The sequence below is a fragment of the Epilithonimonas zeae genome (assembly GCF_023278365.1).
Lineage (GTDB): Bacteria > Bacteroidota > Bacteroidia > Flavobacteriales > Weeksellaceae > Epilithonimonas > Epilithonimonas zeae_A.
Genome location: NZ_CP075338.1, coordinates 1,972,038 through 1,989,925 on the forward strand (window position 1 = coordinate 1,972,038; position 17,888 = coordinate 1,989,925).

General features: G+C 36.6%; 15 protein-coding genes. 13 read left to right on the forward strand and 2 right to left on the reverse strand.

All coding sequences use genetic code 11. The features are described 5' to 3' along the window. Positions 1–28 precede the first annotated feature (28 nt). The 9 genes from KI430_RS08750 (at position 29) to fabF (ending at position 12,712) form a co-directional block, all read left to right on the forward strand. Positions 29–3,220, forward strand: coding sequence for an efflux RND transporter permease subunit (locus KI430_RS08750; protein ID WP_248874009.1), 3,192 nt, complete (start codon positions 29–31; stop codon positions 3,218–3,220). A 135-nt stretch (positions 3,221–3,355) separates the two neighbouring features. After that, complete coding sequence (locus tag KI430_RS08755) at positions 3,356–4,804, forward strand: TolC family protein (protein ID WP_248874011.1); 1,449 nt, start codon at positions 3,356–3,358, stop codon at positions 4,802–4,804. A 153-nt stretch (positions 4,805–4,957) separates the two neighbouring features. Continuing rightward, positions 4,958–6,388, forward strand: coding sequence for a helix-turn-helix domain-containing protein (locus KI430_RS08760; protein ID WP_248874013.1), 1,431 nt, complete (start codon positions 4,958–4,960; stop codon positions 6,386–6,388). Continuing rightward, positions 6,381–7,511, forward strand: coding sequence for a hypothetical protein (locus KI430_RS08765; protein WP_248874015.1), 1,131 nt, complete (start codon positions 6,381–6,383; stop codon positions 7,509–7,511). The genes KI430_RS08760 and KI430_RS08765 overlap by 8 nt, the downstream gene beginning before the upstream one ends. Before the next feature lie 148 nt (positions 7,512–7,659). Further along, entirely contained in the window at positions 7,660–9,312 is a 1,653-nt protein-coding gene (locus KI430_RS08770) for an ELWxxDGT repeat protein (RefSeq protein ID WP_248874017.1), read from the forward strand. A gap of 125 nt (positions 9,313–9,437) precedes the next feature. Then, positions 9,438–10,031: a TetR/AcrR family transcriptional regulator gene (locus KI430_RS08775; RefSeq protein ID WP_248874019.1), complete on the forward strand. Its 594-nt coding sequence runs from the start codon at positions 9,438–9,440 to the stop codon at positions 10,029–10,031. A gap of 43 nt (positions 10,032–10,074) precedes the next feature. After that, positions 10,075–10,800: an SDR family oxidoreductase gene (locus KI430_RS08780; RefSeq protein ID WP_248874021.1), complete on the forward strand. Its 726-nt coding sequence runs from the start codon at positions 10,075–10,077 to the stop codon at positions 10,798–10,800. A 245-nt stretch (positions 10,801–11,045) separates the two neighbouring features. Next, positions 11,046–11,477 (forward strand): PaaI family thioesterase, encoded by a 432-nt coding sequence (locus KI430_RS08785; protein ID WP_248874023.1) that lies wholly within the window; start codon positions 11,046–11,048, stop codon positions 11,475–11,477. Then, positions 11,477–12,712: a beta-ketoacyl-ACP synthase II gene (fabF, locus tag KI430_RS08790; RefSeq protein ID WP_248874025.1), complete on the forward strand. Its 1,236-nt coding sequence runs from the start codon at positions 11,477–11,479 to the stop codon at positions 12,710–12,712. The genes KI430_RS08785 and fabF overlap by 1 nt, the downstream gene beginning before the upstream one ends. A gap of 176 nt (positions 12,713–12,888) precedes the next feature. Here fabF and KI430_RS08795 read toward each other — a convergent pair whose 3' ends face one another. Continuing rightward, entirely contained in the window at positions 12,889–13,413 is a 525-nt protein-coding gene (locus KI430_RS08795) for a HugZ family protein (protein ID WP_248874027.1), read from the reverse strand. Between the two features lie 123 nt (positions 13,414–13,536). Here KI430_RS08795 and KI430_RS08800 point away from each other — a divergent pair, with 123 nt between their 5' ends. From KI430_RS08800 to yiaA, 4 genes are all read left to right on the forward strand, one after another. Then, entirely contained in the window at positions 13,537–14,400 is an 864-nt protein-coding gene (locus tag KI430_RS08800; protein ID WP_248874029.1) for a helix-turn-helix domain-containing protein, read from the forward strand. Positions 14,401–14,486: 86 nt separating this feature from the next. Then, positions 14,487–15,206 carry an FAD-binding oxidoreductase gene (locus KI430_RS08805; protein WP_248874031.1) on the forward strand — a complete coding sequence of 240 codons (720 nt, stop codon included), beginning with the start codon at positions 14,487–14,489 and terminating at the stop codon, positions 15,204–15,206. Between the two features lie 87 nt (positions 15,207–15,293). Next, complete coding sequence (gene ahcY / locus KI430_RS08810; RefSeq protein ID WP_248874033.1) at positions 15,294–16,607, forward strand: adenosylhomocysteinase; 1,314 nt, start codon at positions 15,294–15,296, stop codon at positions 16,605–16,607. A 137-nt stretch (positions 16,608–16,744) separates the two neighbouring features. Further along, positions 16,745–17,137: an inner membrane protein YiaA gene (gene yiaA / locus KI430_RS08815; protein ID WP_248874035.1), complete on the forward strand. Its 393-nt coding sequence runs from the start codon at positions 16,745–16,747 to the stop codon at positions 17,135–17,137. A gap of 182 nt (positions 17,138–17,319) precedes the next feature. Here yiaA and KI430_RS08820 read toward each other — a convergent pair whose 3' ends face one another. Further along, a complete protein-coding gene (locus tag KI430_RS08820; protein WP_248874037.1) occupies positions 17,320–17,835 on the reverse strand; it encodes an FUSC family protein in 516 nt (171 codons plus the stop codon). Between the last annotated feature and the right edge of the window lie 53 nt (positions 17,836–17,888).

Genomic DNA, 17,888 nt, shown 5'->3' on the forward strand with positions numbered 1-17,888 from the left:
ACAATTGACAATTAATAATTATAAAATTATGTTTAAGAAATTCATTCGCAGACCTGTTCTGTCGATCGTGATCTCCTTGATCATCGTATTTATGGGAGTCTTGTCTTTGGTAAAACTTCCTATCACGCAATTCCCTTCTATTTCTCCACCAAAAGTGAACATCACTGCGGAATATCCAGGAGCTAATAACGAGTTGCTAATTAAATCTGTTGTAATTCCGTTGGAACGTGGACTAAATGGTGTTCCGGGGATGAAATATATGACTTCCGATGCTGGAAACGACGGTGAATGTTCTATCCAAATCGTCTTTGATTTGGGAACTGATCCGAACGTTGCTGCTGTGAACGTTCAAAACCGTGTGTCATCGGTTGTTAATAAATTGCCTCCTTTGGTAGTTCGTGAAGGTGTGAAAATCACGCGTGAAGAGCCGAATATGTTAATGTATATCAACCTTTACAGCGATGACCCGAAAGCAGACCAAAAATTCCTTTTCAACTATGCGGATATCAATGTAATGTCAGAATTGCGAAGAGTTAGCGGAGTTGGTTTTGCAGATATCTTAGGAACCCGTGAATATGCGATGCGTATTTGGTTAAAGCCTGATAGAATGACAGCTTACGGAATTTCTGCTGACGAAGTAATGGAATCTTTGAATGCCCAAAGTTTAGAAGCTTCTCCAGGAAAAACCGGGGAAAGTTCCGGAAAACGTTCTCAGTCATTTGAATATATTTTGAAATACCCTGGTCGTTTCAATAATGAAAAAGATTATGGAAATATCATTCTGAAAGCTAAAACAGATGGCGAATTTGTAAGGTTGAAAGATGTTGCTGATATAGAATTCGGTTCATCAATGTATGACATCTACTCTACTTTGAATGGAAAACCATCAGCCGCAATCACATTGAAACAATCTTACGGTTCTAATGCAAGTGACGTTATCAAGAATGTAAAAGTGTTGATGTCTGATTTACAAAAAACCTTTCCAAAAGGAATGCATTACGAAATCAGTTATGACGTTTCCAGATTCCTGGATGCATCTATTGAGAAAGTAGTTCATACATTATTCGAAGCGTTTATATTAGTAGCAATCGTAGTTTTCTTATTCTTAGGAGACTGGCGTTCTACCTTGATTCCAACAATTGCAGTTCCAGTTTCTCTGGTAGGAACATTTGCAGTAATGTCCGCCTTCGGAATTACTTTGAACTTGATTTCACTTTTTGCTCTAGTAATGGCAATCGGGATTGTCGTCGATGACGCGATTGTTGTGATAGAAGCCGTCCACGCCAAGATGGAAGAGAAACATCTGTCGCCACTCAAGGCAACGGAAGAAGCAATGCACGAAATCAGCGGTGCAATTATCGCAATCACTTTGGTAATGGCTTCGGTTTTCATTCCGGTTGCGTTTATGTCCGGTCCCGTTGGGGTTTTCTACCGTCAGTTTTCTATTACAATGGTTTCATCCATTATTTTATCCGGAGTTGTCGCTTTGACATTAACACCTGCTTTATGTGCATTAATCCTGAAAAATAATCACGGAAAAGAGAAAAAGAAAACACCGGTTACAAGATTTTTGGATGGTTTCAACAACTTATTTACAGTTGGAGCAGGAAAATACCACAACTTATTAACTAAAGTTGTTACGAGAAAAATGGTAACACTTCCTTTATTAGTTCTTTTCTGTATCGGAACTTTTTTCTTAAGCAACAAATTGCCTTCAGGATTTATTCCAAGTGAAGACCAAGGGATGATTTATGCAATTATCCAAACACCTCCGGGTTCGACTTTAGAAAGAACGAATCAGATTGCATTACAACTTCAAAAAGCGTCTGAAGATATTGATGGGGTTTCGTCTGTTTCATCTTTGGCAGGTTATGAAATTTTGACTGAGGGAACAGGTTCTAACTCCGGAACTTGTTTAATTAACTTGAAAAATTGGGACGAAAGAAAAGAATCTGCGACAGAAATCATCGAACAATTGGAACAAAAAGCCAAGGAAATACCTGGAGCAAACATCGAATTCTTCCAACCGCCGTCAATTCCCGGTTATGGTGCCGCAGGAGGTTTTGAATTAAGACTTTTGGATAAAGCCGGAAGTGGTGATTATCACAAAATGGAACAAGTCAGCAATGATTTTGTAAAAGAACTGAAAAAACGTCCGGAATTGGGTTCTGCTTTCACATTCTATTCTGCAAGTTTCCCTCAATATATGTTGAAAGTTGATAATGATTTAGCAGAACAAAAAGGTGTAACAATCGAAAAAGCAATGGATAATCTTTCAACATTGATTGGTTCCAATTACGAAACAAGTTTCATCCGATTCGACAGACCTTATAAAGTGATTGTTCAGGCTGGTCCGCAATATCGTGCGTTGCCAAGTGATTTATTAAAATTGTATGTGAAAAATGATAAAGACCAAATGGTTCCTTATTCAGATTTTATGCATCTTGAAAAAGTATATGGATTGTCAGAAATCACAAGACATAATATGTACAACTCTTCCGAAGTGAGTGGAACACCGGCTCCCGGATATAGTTCCGGAGATGCAATTAAAGCGATTCAGGAAGTTGCTGATAAAACTTTGCCTAGAGGTTTCGGAATTGACTGGGCAGGAATTTCAAAAGACGAAGTTTCCAGAGGTAACGAAGCGATTTATATTTTCTTGGTTTGTCTTGGATTCGTATATTTGATTCTTTCTGCTCAGTATGAAAGTTTCATACTTCCATTACCAATTATTTTGTCTTTACCGACAGGGATTTTCGGAGCATTTTTATGTTTAACACTTTTCGGATTAGAAAATAATATCTATGCACAGGTGGCAATGGTAATGCTCATAGGGTTACTGGGAAAAAATGCCGTTTTGATTGTTGAATTCGCTGTTCAGAAAAAAGCTGAGGAAGGGCTTTCTACAAAAGAAGCAGCTTTACAAGGTGCATCGTTGAGATTCCGTCCGATTTTGATGACATCATTCGCATTTATCGCTGGATTGATTCCATTAGCTTTAGCAACCGGACCTGGAGCCGTTGGTAACAGAACGATTGGAACAGCTGCTGCAGGAGGAATGCTTATCGGAACTATTTTCGGATTGATGATCATTCCTGGATTGTACTACATTTTTGCCAACATTGCAGCTAAGTCCAAACTTACTTACTATGAAGAAGAAAATCCTTTAACTGAACAAACTGAACCTTACCAACACGATGGAAAATTTGAAGATAAATAGAAGAAATTTTAGAATTTCCAAAACCAAATGAAAATAGTTTTTCTCGCTGATTTTAAGGATTAGGCTGATTTTTCAGCATTGTTAATCGGCAAAATTTGAGTAATCGGCGAGAATTATAAATCAAAAAAAAACAGTATGAATAAATTATTTCATAATCATAAAAGTATAATAACCACAATTGCTTTTTCGCTCCTTTTAGCAAGTTGTAAAGCACCAATGGCGACCAAAATTCAGGATAGAGTGAAAGAAACCATTCCTCAGAATTTTGAGAATCAGACTGCTTCGGAAAACAACTCGGGAATTACACCCTGGAAACAATTTTTTACAGATCCGAATCTTGTGAATCTGATTGATGAAGCTTTGAAAAATAATCAGGAATTAATGATTACGCTTCAGCAAATTGAAATTGCGAAAAGTGATGTGATGTACAAGAACGGAAAGCTAAGTCCGACGGTTGCAGCAAGATTAGGAGCCGGAATAGAAAAAGTGGGTCGCTACACAAGCACAGGAGCTGGTGATGCTTCAACTGATATAACCGATGGAAAAGAAGTTCCTGAGAATTTAGGAAATTTTGAAGGCGGATTGATTGCCAACTGGGAAGTTGATATCTGGCATAAATTGAGAACCGAAAAACAAGCTGCTGTTGCTCATTATTTGTCTACAGTTGAAGGAAAGAATTTTGTTCTTTCAAGTTTGATTGCAGAAGTGGCTGATAATTATTATGAATTATTGTCGCTGGACAATCAACTGGATATCATCCATCAGTATATGGATTTGCAAAAAAAAGCGCTCGAAGTTGCCAAAATCCAAAAACAGGCAATGGCTGCAACGGAATTGGCCGTTAAAAAATTCGAGGCTGAATTGGCAAAATCCAATGCGACAGAATACGACTTGAAACAGCAAATCACGGAAAAGGAAAATCAAATCAATGCTTTGCTTGGTCGTTATCCGCAACCGATTGTGAGAACCAAAGAAAGCTTTATGTCTATTGTTCCGCAAACGGTTTATACAGGAATTCCGTCTCAGTTATTGGCAAATCGTCCTGACATTAAGCAGGCTGAATTGGAATTGAAATCTGCAAAACTGGATGTAGAAGCGGCGAGAAAAGAATTTTATCCTAGCCTTGAGATTAACGCTGCTCTTGGTTTGGAAGCTTTTAAGCCCAATTATCTTGTGAAAATGCCGGAATCCATTGCTTACAGTCTGGTTGGAGAATTGGCTGGCCCATTGATTAATAAAAGTGCAATTCAAGCAAATTTCAAATCAGCTGATGCAAGACAAATCCAGGCTTTGTATGAATATGACAAAACCATTCTGAGTGCTTATCTAGATATCACGAATCAAATGTCGGCGATTAAAAACCTCGATAAATATTATGAAATGAAGTCTCAGGAAGTGCAGGCACTTGACCAGGGAATCGATATTGCCAATCAATTATTCAGAAATATGAGAGCGGATTATCTGGAAGTTCTGATGAATCAGCGTGATGCCTTGGACGCAAAAATGGAACTCATCGAAGCTAAGGAAAGACAGCTGAGCACAGTTGTCAACATCTACAAAAGCTTAGGTGGCGGTTGGAAATAAACATTCATTATTCTCTCTATACGCGATGCTCTCAGAAATTTTTCTGGGAGTATTTTTTTGTGACATATTCAATATTCAGAATATAAAAGGTATTTTTTTGAAAAAATATTTACATAAATTTACTGGTTTATAAGCAATCAGGCCTATTTCATTTTGAAATTAATTTTAGCATTTTTACTCGCATTCGGTACAATCATCAAAGCACAAAATAGTCGAGATGCAGAAACTTTGTTCCTAGAATCTAAAAATTTACTTTATAAAAAACCTTCGGAATCTGCTGTTATTTCAGAATTTCTTTCCAAAAACAGTTCGGATAATAATGATAAAATAAAAGCGCTTTTACTTCTTGCCGAAAGTTATCTATTAAGAGGCGATTACAATTCTGCGAGTGAAAAATTATTTCAGTGTCTGGAACTTTCAAAAAAATCCAGTCGTCCGGAAAATGAATTTCAAATCAACTTTCTACTGGCAAGACTTTGTGATGAATTGGGAATTGAATTTTCTCAATTATATCTTATCAAAGATGAAAAGGAAATCACTCAGAATTATTACGAAAAAGCCATAAAATCTCATTCAAATTCTAATTGGAATCAAACTATTAAGAATTTAAAGTTATTCGAAAAGCAAAAAAATAAATCTTTTCCGGAACTTAACAATTTCTATTACGCACTTTCCTACTCTAATCTTGGAAAGGTGGACTCAGCACAATATTTCTCGCATAAAATTCAGAATGACACACCTTATTATTTTTATGTCAAGGCTAAAATTAAATCTTCAGGAAAAGAATTTGATAAGAATATTGATTATCTCGAACTTTTAAAACCAATTGAAAAGAAAGTTAAGGATGTTTGGTTGCGAGAGGAGATTTATCAATTGGCCATCAACAGTTACGAATCCAAAGACCAGGAAAAATATCGGGAATTCTATCAACTTCAAACCGCTTTGCAGGATTCTTTGAAGTATGTAAAAGAAAATGCCAGAATTTTTTTTCTTACCAAAATCAGTCAGAAACAGGATGAAATTTTAGAATCCAAATCTGAACAGCAGAAAAGAATTATTTATTTTATTTCGATTGCGATTTTACTTGTATTGATTATTGGTTATTTCATCAATCGAAAATTAAATCAAAAACAAAACGAGTACGAAAAAGCAATAAAAGAAGCGGAAGAAAGAGAAAAATTCATTGCGGAAAACAAAGCGCAGGAAAGTGCCGGAAAAATTGTAATTCCTGATAAAACAGTTAGCTTTCTGCTGGAAAAACTGGAAAAATTCGAATCCAGCAATGAATATCTTGACCCAGCGATTTCGCTAAACCTACTTGCCGAAAACCTGAACACAAATACCAAATATCTATCAGAAATCATCAATACTTATAAGAATAAAAATTTCCACACATATATCAACGAACTGAGAATCAATTACATCATCAATCAACTAAGAAATAATCCAGTTTACTTGAAATACAAGGTCAGTCATTTGGCAGAAGAAGCCGGGTTTTCTTCACATAGCTTGTTTTCGACCGTGTTCAAGCAGGTTACAGGACACTCGCCTGCGTCATTTATAAAAACCATTAAAAATGAATAAGATGATAGCATTGAGAATTTTTTTGGTGATGATTTTATCCATTTCAACAAGTTTGGTTTTTGCTCAGGAAGGCAATAAAGAAATTGATAGTCTGATTGGCGCAGCCAATTCGTTTATCTTCAAAAATCCACAGAAGACTATTGAGATTGGTAAGGACATTTTGAAGAAAAAAAACATTGAATCTTCTTACAAAATCTCGTCTTATATCTTGATTTCCAACGGCTATTCTGGCTTGAATGATTATCAAAAATCCATTGAATTCGCTTTGAAAGCCAACGAATTATCTGAACAAACTAAAGATATTGCCAACCAAATCAGGACTTTGGGACTCATTGGAAATCAATACATTCGGATAGAAATGCGCGATGAAGCCTGGCATTATCTCGACAAAGCGGATAAATTGTCGCAAACGGTTTCTTTACCTGAATCCAAAAAATATTTGATTGGAAATATCAATCTCCTGAAAGGGTTTCTGTACAAAAGAAGTCTGGATTGTGGTTATGCGATTAAACATTTTAACAAAGCGATTAACGAGTTCAAAAAAGATAAAGACAACGGATTTGCGAAAGCGAATCTCGGGCAGGCTTATAACCAGAAAGCTTATTGCTACCTCAACATCAACAAAGATTCTGCGCAGGTCAGTTTTGAAAATGGATTGGCTGACGCCAGAAAAAACGGCGCAAAATCTCTGGAATGTAATGCAATGATTGGATTGTCCGAAATCAAAAGCTCCAGAAAAGATTTTGACAGTTCTAATAAAACGTTGTTATCAGCACTTCCACTTTCTAAAGAAGCCCAGCAAATCGAAATGGAAAGCAGGATTTACAAACTCCTGGCAGAAAATTTCATTGAACTTAATGATTTTGAAAATCATAAGAAATATCAAAAACTGTTTGATTCTACTCAATCCAAATTTGCTCTGGAAGATGTAAAATCTGTCAACGAATTAATTAAGAAACGAAACGAATTCAAGCAGAAAAATTTTGAATCCGAACAAAAAAAATATGTGATTATCATTTATGTTCTTCTTGGTATTTTAGTTTTATCAGGTGCAATTTTATCTTATTTTTTGGTCAATAAGTCGAAAAAAATCAATCAAAACATCAAAAATAAAATTTCTTAATCTAAAATTAATTCAGTAAAAATTATCTGATTTTCAATTAATTAAAATTAAAAAACTTTTGTTTTCTTGAAATTTTCGGATATCTAATAGCATATCTCTACGCATTCTGAAATTAAGGGTCTAATTTTACTTAAAAGAAATTATTTATATGAAGAGTAAATTTATCCTTGCGGCATTATTGGTATCATTTTTAGAAATCAATGCTCAGCAGACGCCAGTCTTTAAAATGGTCAAAGACATCAATCCGACGGGCGATTCTTTTCCGGAAAATCTCATCAAAGTAGATTCGAAAATATATTTTTCTGCAGATGACGGCGAACACGGAAAAGAACTTTGGGTCACAGACGGTACGGAAACCAAACTGGTCAAAGACATCAATCCAGGAAGCAATGGTTCTGATATTTATAACTTTAAAGTTCTGAATGGAAAACTTTTTTTTACCGCGACTGATGAAGCTAACGGAAACGAGCTTTGGACGTCAGACGGGACAGAAGCCGGAACAGTCCTTGTAAAAGATATGTATCCGGGTAGCGGTGGTTCTTATGCTTTTGAATTCGTGGAGTTCAACAATGCTTTATACTTTAGGTCAGAAGATGGTGTTCACGGAACCGAGCTTTGGAAAACCGACGGAACAACGGAAGGAACCGTAATGGTGACAGATTTGCGCGAAGGTGAATTTGGTTCTAATCCTTCTTATTTTACAGTTCTCAATGATAAACTTTACTTCAACGCGCTAGATGGATTTGATTTTGATAACGGTCAGCACGGCTTTGAACTTTGGGTAACAGACGGCACTGCGGCCGGAACGCAAATGGTAAAAGATATCCATGCAGAAAGTTCCAATCCTTCTAACCTGAAAGCGTTTGGCAATAAAATCTATTTCAATGCCGATGATGGCACAAACGGCATCGAACTTTGGGCTACAGACGGAACCAGCGCCGGAACTTATATGGTTAAAAATATCAATACTGGTGGTAATGGAAACGCTATTCCTGCAGATTTTATTGACTTTAATGGAAAGTTATTTTTCACAGCATATAGTAGCGACACAGGAAGAGAAATATGGACGACAGACGGTACCGAAGCTGGTACTAAAATCCTGAAAGATGTTTACGAAGGAACTGAAAATGGCGTAATTCCACAGTTTAAATATATCATTTATAACAACAAGTTATTTATGACATTAAGAGATGCTGAGCACGGCGGAGAGATCTGGTCAACCGACGGAACACCGGAAGGTACTCAATTATTTATAGATGTTTTGCCAGGTCCTGGCGATTCTATGGGCATTACTATTTCGCCAATGTTTTTCCAGGTGATGGGTGGTAAGCTATACTTCCGAGCTGTCAATAGTGAAGAATATTATCAGTTATGGAAATCCGACGGAACATTGGCGGGAACTCAAAAGATAATGGCTGACCCACAGAATCCGTCACAGGATGCCCTAAGTTACACTCCTTATTTTACGGCGATGGGAGACAAATTATATTTCACGGCAAAATATAATGACAGCGGTTATGAACTATGGAGTGTAGCTGCTGATGAAGCAATGGCCGTAACGGATATTAGTAAAAATCAATTTTCAGTTTATCCAAATCCAGTGGATGATATCATCAATATTTCTGGAGACTCTCAGATTTCTTCGGTTCAGATTTATGATTATGCCGGGAAATTGTTGTTGAGCAATTCTGCCAATTCGAAAAAACTGCAACTTAATGTTTCTTCTTTACCAAAAGGGAATTACATTGTCAGAGTTTTATCTGGACAAAACAGCAGTTCACATAAAATCATCAAAAAGTAATTTCTTCAATTTCAAATTTAACCCGGGAGTTTTAGCTTCCGGGTTTTTATTTTTAAATAATTTAGTAAAATATACCAATTGGTATATAATTTGTTTATCTTTGCAAAGTCAATTCAGAAAACAAAATGTCAAAAGCAGAAAAAACAAGACAGTTCATCATCGAACAAACCGCAGAACTTTTCAATAAGAAAGGTTACGCCGGGACGTCTTTGTCTGACATTACTTCTGCAACCGGATTAACAAAAGGAAGCATCTACGGAAATTTTGAAAACAAAGATGAAGTTGCCAAAGAAGTTTATCTCTACAATTCCAAAAGGTTGCAAACCAGCTTTATCAATCAGCTGAACAATGAAATGACAGCGCGTGAAAAACTATTCACAATTATTGATTTTTACAGAAAAACCTGGGAAATCAATTTCTCTCGTGGCGGATGCCCTCACTTGAATACAGCTGTAGAAGCCGACGACACAATGCCTGTTCTTAAAGCAGAAGTAGCTAAGAATTTTGAAAATTGGGCCAACCAATGGAGTCAAATTTTAGAAAAAGGAAAAACTCAAAACGAAATTGTAGAATCTGTTGATTCATCACAATATGCATTTCAATTCATTGCTTTGATAGAGGGCGGGATTCTGCTTTCAAAAACGATGAATAACAAAACTCATCTTTTCAACGCTTTAAAAAGAATCGAAATAATCATCGATAACGAATTAATCAAATAAATTTTTTTCAATAAAAATATACCAATCGGTATCAAATATCATTATGAAAACAACCAACAACACAGTATTTATTTCCGGTGGTTCAGCCGGAATCGGATTAGAAATTGCTAAATCATTTTCAGAAAAAGGAAATAAGGTGATTATCAATGGAAGAAACCGAGAACGTCTTGATAATGCTTTGGAACAATTGGAAAATGCGGTTGCCATCCAAGGCGACTTATCTATCGAAAGCGAAAGAATACGAATTGCCAACGAATTGATTCAGAATCATCCAGATGTCAATATCGTCATCAACAACGCTGGAGAAGCTTACTATTACAACCTGGCAGACAACAGCAATACTTACGAATTGGCAAAGAAAGAAATCAACACCAATTATTTGACAATCATCCATTTCACAGATTTGTTACTTCCGCATCTATTACAAAAAGAAGATGCTGCATTGGTTAACGTGACATCCATTGCCTCATTAGTTTCTTATGCGCCCATTCCAACTTATGCAGCCAGCAAAGCGGCTCTTAGAAGTTATACCCAATCTCTCAGAAATGCTTTGAAAGCAACTTCGGTTAAAATTTTCGAGGTGTTGCCACCCTTGGTCAATACTAGTTTTTCAACAGAAATCGGTGGCGAAAACGGAATTCCGCCAAAAGAAGTGGCAGACGAGTTATTGATAGCTTTGGAACAAAATCAATTCGATGTTCCTGTGGGACAAACCAAAGTGGTGCTTGGTGCTTTTCAGGAAGCACTGTCAAAATTGAGTCAGAATTAAAATATTAACATTTGTTTGGGCAGCTTAATCCGCCTTCCGCTCCCAATCTTTTTTGCAGACGATTTCGGTTTAAATAGAACTTAAGTACAAGCAAAAAAGGATTTCCGCTCAAGTCGGGCTGCGAGTAATTCAACGCTAAACAAATTAAACTTATTTTTAAGACACAATAATTGCCTTGGCGACTTACAGGAATTTAATAAATATAAAATTTTGCGCCTTTGCAATTAAATATAAAATCTAAAATTATGGACAGATTAGCACATTTGAAATCATTAATCGGAAAAGAATTCACAGATTCACCGTCGCCTTTTATGCGCTGGCTGAAACCGATTGTTGTTTCTGCAGAAAAAGGTCATCTGGAATTTCAATATACCATTCGTCCGGAATGGCTCAATCCGATTGGGAATCTTCACGGTGGTGTAACGGCGGCAATTATTGATGATGTTTTGGGCGCAACAATGTTTTCTCTTAATGAACCAACTTTTTACACAACCATTAATAATGTTATTGATTATTTCTCCATTGGGAAAGAAGGCGAAAATATCATTGCTGAAACGCATATCACCAAATTGGGAAAACAATTCATCAACGCCACCTGCGAAATCTGGAATGCTGACAAAACCAGACTGATTGCAAAAGGCACATCCAACTTATTCAAAACACAAATCTCAAGATAATGAAACGAGTCGTAATTACAGGAATGGGAGCCGTAACGCCTTTGGGAAATGACGTAGAAACCTTTTGGAACAATATTCTGAAAGGCGAAAGCGGTGCTGATACAATCACACATTTTAATGCTGAGAAATTCAAAGTTCAGTTTGCAGCCGAAGTCAAAAACTTTGCTCCGGAAAAATACCTGGATAAAAATGAAATCAAAAGAAGCGACCTTTTCACACAATATGCGATTTACGCCGCTGCTCAAGCAATGGAAGATTCCGGATTGAATTTTAAAGACTTCGATCCTTTTGATATTGGTGTGATTTGGGGAACCGGGCAAGGTGGAATGGAAACTTTTGAAAATGAAGTGACAGAATATGTTTCCGGAGACGGAACACCAAGATTCAGTCCGTTTTTTGTTCCGAAACTGATTGCTAATATGGCTTCCGGAATGATTTCTATGAAATACGGATTGCGAGGAATCAATTATACAACGGTTTCTGCCTGCGCCACAGCGAACACTGCTTTTATGGATGCCTTCAATTATATCCGCTGGGGAAAAGCAAAAGTGATTGTAAGTGGAGGCTCGGAAGCACCTATTACTCCAGCATCATTAGGTGGATTTTCATCAATGAAAGCTATGTCCACCCGAAATGATAATCCGAAAGCTGCCAGCCGACCTTATGATGTGGAACGCGATGGTTTTATAATGGGAGAAGGTGCTGGGGCTTTGATTTTGGAAGAATATGAGCACGCCAAAGCCAGAGGTGCAAAAATTTATGCAGAGTTAATTGGCGCAGCAATGACAGCCGACGCTTATCATATGACTGCACCTCATCCGGAAGGAATTGGCGCGGCAAAATCTATGGAACTGGCATTGGAAGACGCCAACATTCAGTCAGACCAAGTCGATTATCTGAATCCGCACGCTACTTCTACTCCACTTGGAGATTTAGCAGAGTTGAACGCTATTAATAAAGTTTTCAAAGGCAGTCCAAATCTTGATATCAGCGCTACCAAATCTATGACGGGGCATTTGCTAGGTGCCGCTGGTGCTGCAGAAGCTATTATTTGCATCAAAGCAATTCAGGAGAATATAATCCCTGCAACAATCAATGTTTCAAAGCTGGATGAGAATATTCCGGAGGGCATTAATATCGTTACCGAAAATAAAGAAAAACCAATCAACATTGCGATGAGTAATGCATTTGGTTTTGGTGGTCATAACTCGACGGTTATTTTTAGAAAAATTTAAAATTATTTAAAACACATAGGCATAATAGAATAAGTATTCATAATAACATTTAATTAAATAGAAAAGCTATTTTGTCTTTAATCAATATGTTCGAAGAAATAAGAGCTATGTGGCTACGTAGTAAAAGGATAAATCAAGAAAGGCTTAGTAAAAACTAAGCCTTTCTTGTATCTTTATTATTTCTGTGTGTGATTGATATCGTTTCTGTGTTCCATAATTTCCAGATTGGCATCTACGAAATAAGCACTTCCGAATCCATTCACATAAGCGCCTTTTACAGGATGAAGAGCAATTAGGATAAAGTCGGTCATTTCGTTCAGAACATCTACAATTTTTCCGTGTCTTTCTTTTAATTTTCCAACAATATTATTCCAATCATCAGAATCTCTTTCGATTTGAGAAGTTGAAACTTCAACAGTCAGTCTTTCTCTTGCATAGACTTGTTTCGTAGCAGACTCATCCTCAATGAACATTGCAGAAACTTTTCTTCCTTCAGCAAGATTTTTGGTATGCTTAGCCATAAAAGAAACCAAAACATAGAATTTATTATCGATTTCTACAAATGGTGCATAACTAGCGTTCGGTGTTCCTTCTGCATCTACAGTTGCCAAAGTTACACTTAGCGTTTTAGCAATTAATTCTTTTACTTTTGGAGCAACTGGTTTTGCCTGTCTCTTTGCTTCTTCTGTATGTTCACTCATAATATATTTTTTTGATGTCACAAAAATAGTTATTTAGATTTAAACTAAATAAACTTTTATTATGTGAATTGTCATATTATCTTTACATTATAATTACTAAATAATTTTATAATTTAATTCCAAATGAACAAAAACATCCCAACATATAGTCTTAATGACATCACAAAAGACGGAATGTTCATAGAAATCGTTCGGGAAAATTCTGGTGAAACCAATAAAGATATTGAGGAAAAAGGCATTCATAGAGACAGCCATTATCTCTTTCTTTTTCTACAAAGCGGTAAAGCAGAGGTTATGGTAGATTTTAAGGATTTTAAAATGGAAGGACCTGCCATTTTTTGCATTAGGCCTGGGCAGGTTCATTATTCAAAGAATTTTGATATATACGGTTGGTTTTTAGCCGTAAATTCTGACCTAGTTCCGAATGAAGTTCGTACTGTTTTTGAAGAATCGTTTTCTCCAATTCTTCCTGTAAAAATAGAATCTGAATTTTCGAAGAATCTTGATAATTGTGCTCAACTTCTTTATTTGTACAATAAAAAACCAAAAAACGAATTGAAAATAGTTCAATCTCTGTTGGATGCTTATACGGGAATGCTGGCTTCGGTATTTGCAGAAAAATCAAATCTGGAAGACCTAAAGGAAAGCCGAGCTTTGAAACTCACAAGACAATTTAGAAACCTTGTAAAGCAAAGATTCAAATCTTTGAAAAGTCCTTATTCTTATGCTGAATTGATGAATATTTCCCCATCCTATTTATCGGAAGTTGTGAAAGACATTACTGGGAATCCAGCAGGATATTGGATTCAGCAGGAAATTATCATCGAGGCAAAACGTCTGCTTTTTTATACAGATTTGACTGTAAAAGAAATTGCCCACCAACTTGGATACGATGATTATGCTTACTTTTCCCGCTTGTTTTCGAAATTGACAAAACAATCTGCTTTGGATTTCAGAAAGAAAAATAAAATTGATTTTCCAAAATAATTTACCTCAAAAAGTCCAATTAAGTCCTTGAAATAGCCATCGTTTTCTTTCATTTATCTGATTTTCTTTGTAGAAAATTATTGATTATGCCAAGTATGCCAAAATGGGTAAACGATACGATAGAAAATATATTCGCTTCCAAATACATCCGTGAAACAACCGTAATAGAAACAGAAAACATATCAGAAAATCTAAAGAAAATCAAATTCTCCGGCAATCTGCTAGGCCTGGAATATAAACCCGGGTATGCTATCGAATTTCGGGTAAACGATACGGATTATAGGAAATACACGCCATATAATTATGACAAAACCGATGGTACTTTTGAGATTCTTTGTCATCTTCACGGTAGCGCTTCCGGCTGTGATTTTATAGAAAATCTAAAAGTTGGAGAAACGATAAAATATATCATTCCAAGAGGAAAAGATATGTTCAAATGTGATTTTAAACATCATATTGTAATTGGTGATGAGACCTCTCTGGGAGTAGCTTTATCTATAAAATATGAAACCGATGGTTACGGATATTATTCTTTTGACAGTATTTTTGAATTGGATGACCATCAAGTCCTGAAAAACCTTGAACTATATGGATATCACACATCAAAAAATGAATCTGAGAAAATTATCGAATCCATTGATACCCTTATTAAAGAGGAAATAATTGACCCTTACAATACCGCTTTTTACATTACCGGCAATGGTAAAACATTACAGTCGGTCCGCAAATCATTGAAACAAAATGATATCTCAGCTCATCAGATTTTTGCCCAAGCTTACTGGATAGAAGGCAAAAAAGGGCTGTAAATAAAAACATTGGTACTCGAATTTTTTATGTAAAACTTAAATCGTAATTTTGCGCTTTAGTTTTAAAACTTATTTTGATTTTTAAATATGAGTACAACAACACAATACGTTCCTTATAAAGTTAAGGACATTTCCCTGGCAGAATGGGGAAGAAAAGAAATTACTTTGGCTGAAGCTGAAATGCCCGGTTTGATGGCTATCCGTGAAGAATACGGACCATCTCAACCGCTTAAAGGTGCAAGAATCGCAGGATGTCTGCATATGACAATCCAGACTGCAGTTTTGATTGAAACTTTGGTAGCTCTAGGTGCTGAAGTTACTTGGTCTTCTTGTAACATTTTCTCTACTCAGGATCACGCTGCAGCTGCTATTGCTGCTGCCGGAATTCCGGTTTATGCTTGGAAAGGTCTTAACGAAGAGGAATTCGATTGGTGTATCGAGCAGACTCTTTTCTTTGGTGAAGACAGAAAACCATTGAATATGATTCTTGATGACGGTGGAGATTTAACCAATATGGTTTTCGATAGATACCCAGAATTCACAAAAGATATCAAAGGACTTTCTGAAGAAACTACAACAGGAGTTCACAGACTGTATGAAAGAATGAAGAACGGAACTTTGGTAATGCCTGCCATCAACGTAAACGATTCTGTTACTAAGTCTAAATTCGACAACAAATACGGATGTAAAGAATCTGCAGTAGATGCTGTAAGAAGAGCGACTGACGTAATGCTGGCTGGAAAAAGAGTGGTAGTTTGCGGATACGGAGACGTAGGTAAAGGTACTGCTGCATCTTTCAGAGGAGCTGGTTCTATCGTTACGGTTACTGAGATCGATCCAATTTGTGCGCTTCAAGCCGCAATGGACGGTTATGAAGTGAAAAGATTGGATACTGTGGTTGATAACGCAGATATCGTAATCACGACAACGGGTAACTTCAACATCGTAAGAAAAGAGCATTTCTTAAAATTGAAAGATAAGGCGATCGTTTGTAACATCGGACACTTCGATAACGAAATCGATATGGCTTGGTTGAATGAAAACTACGGTCACACAAAATCTGAAGTGAAGCCTCAGGTTGATATCTATACTATCGAAGGTAAAGAGGTTATTATCCTTGCTGAAGGTCGTTTGGTAAACCTTGGTTGTGCAACTGGTCACCCATCTTTCGTAATGTCAAACTCTTTCTCTAATCAGACTTTGGCTCAAATCGAACTTTGGACCAACTCTGCAGCTTACGGAAACGAAGTTTATATGCTTCCTAAGCATTTAGATGAAAAAGTAGCTGCTCTTCACCTTAAGAAATTAAGCGTAGAATTAGAGACTCTATCTCCTGAACAGGCAGATTATATCGGTGTTCCGGTTGAAGGGCCTTTCAAGCCTGAGTATTACAGATACTAAAAAGCGAAGAAGACTGAGAAAGCTAATAAGCTGATAGTCTCTTTAAATAATTTAAACTCTCCATTTTTGGAGAGTTTTTTGTTTCTCTGCTGAAAAAATCAATATATTTGATCCAAATTAATAAAAAAACATAACTAATGAGAAAACAAAAAGTATCAAATGCATTTATCGCAGCATCGTGGATCGCTCTGGCTGTAGGAACTATCGGTTTTATTATCGGATTATCAAGAGCAGAAATGGAACTGAATGAGAAAGGCTATTATTTTACGATTCTACTTTACGGTTTATTCGCTGTTGTTTCCCTGCAGAAGGCTGTTCGAGACAGATTGGAAAACATCAAGGTTACCGATATTTACTACGGAATCTGCTGGTTCGCCACCATTTCATCCATTGCCTTGCTCATCATCGGGCTTTGGAATGCAACTATTCTACCGAGTGAAAAAGGATTTTACGCCTTCGCCTATCTTCTTGCCATTTTCGGAGCCATCGCGGTTCAGAAAAACACCAGAGATAATATGATGGAAGACTAAGAAACTCCATAATTTATAAAGAAAAACTCTCCAGATTTTGGGGAGTTTTTTTATTAGGAGCTTAATCCCGCTATCCGCTCATACTCCTCGTGCCAGAACTTTGCCAACACCAAATTCTTCCACTTTCCCATTCCACTGCGGGGTAACCGCTACTATCGGGGCTAGGGATTTTGTATCTTTTATCAATGGTTCAGAAAAGTTTGACCAAAAGTCTTGAATTTCGAAAAAACAAAAGTGATAATCAGTGCCACAAAACATCCGATGCAGACACATATCACACGCTCAATCGGAATTAGCCAATCGTGAGCCTGATTTTCCTCAATCAAAACAATAACCATCGCTGCGAGAGCCGAACGAAGCGTATTATCCAACCTTAACGCAATCCCTACAAGAATCGTCAAAGCCACACCAATACAAATCAATAAAATATTAGGAATTGGAATCAGAAATAAAATCATTCCGATAGAAGCGCCAAGAAGATTGGATTTGATTCTGTCATAAGCCAGCTTATTACTATTGTCCGGTGAGAAAACGATTACAACAGAAATCAAAGCCCAATAAACAGGATATTGCGGAAGGAAAATATAGAACAGATAACAAATGGATGAACCAATTACACATTTCACTAGATAAATCCATTCGGAAATAGAAACCCTTAATCTTAAAAATTTGGAAAACTGTTGTATGAAATTCGACATCAATATCTTGCTAGAAATGAGAATTCAAAATTATAAAACATAAAACGAAACAA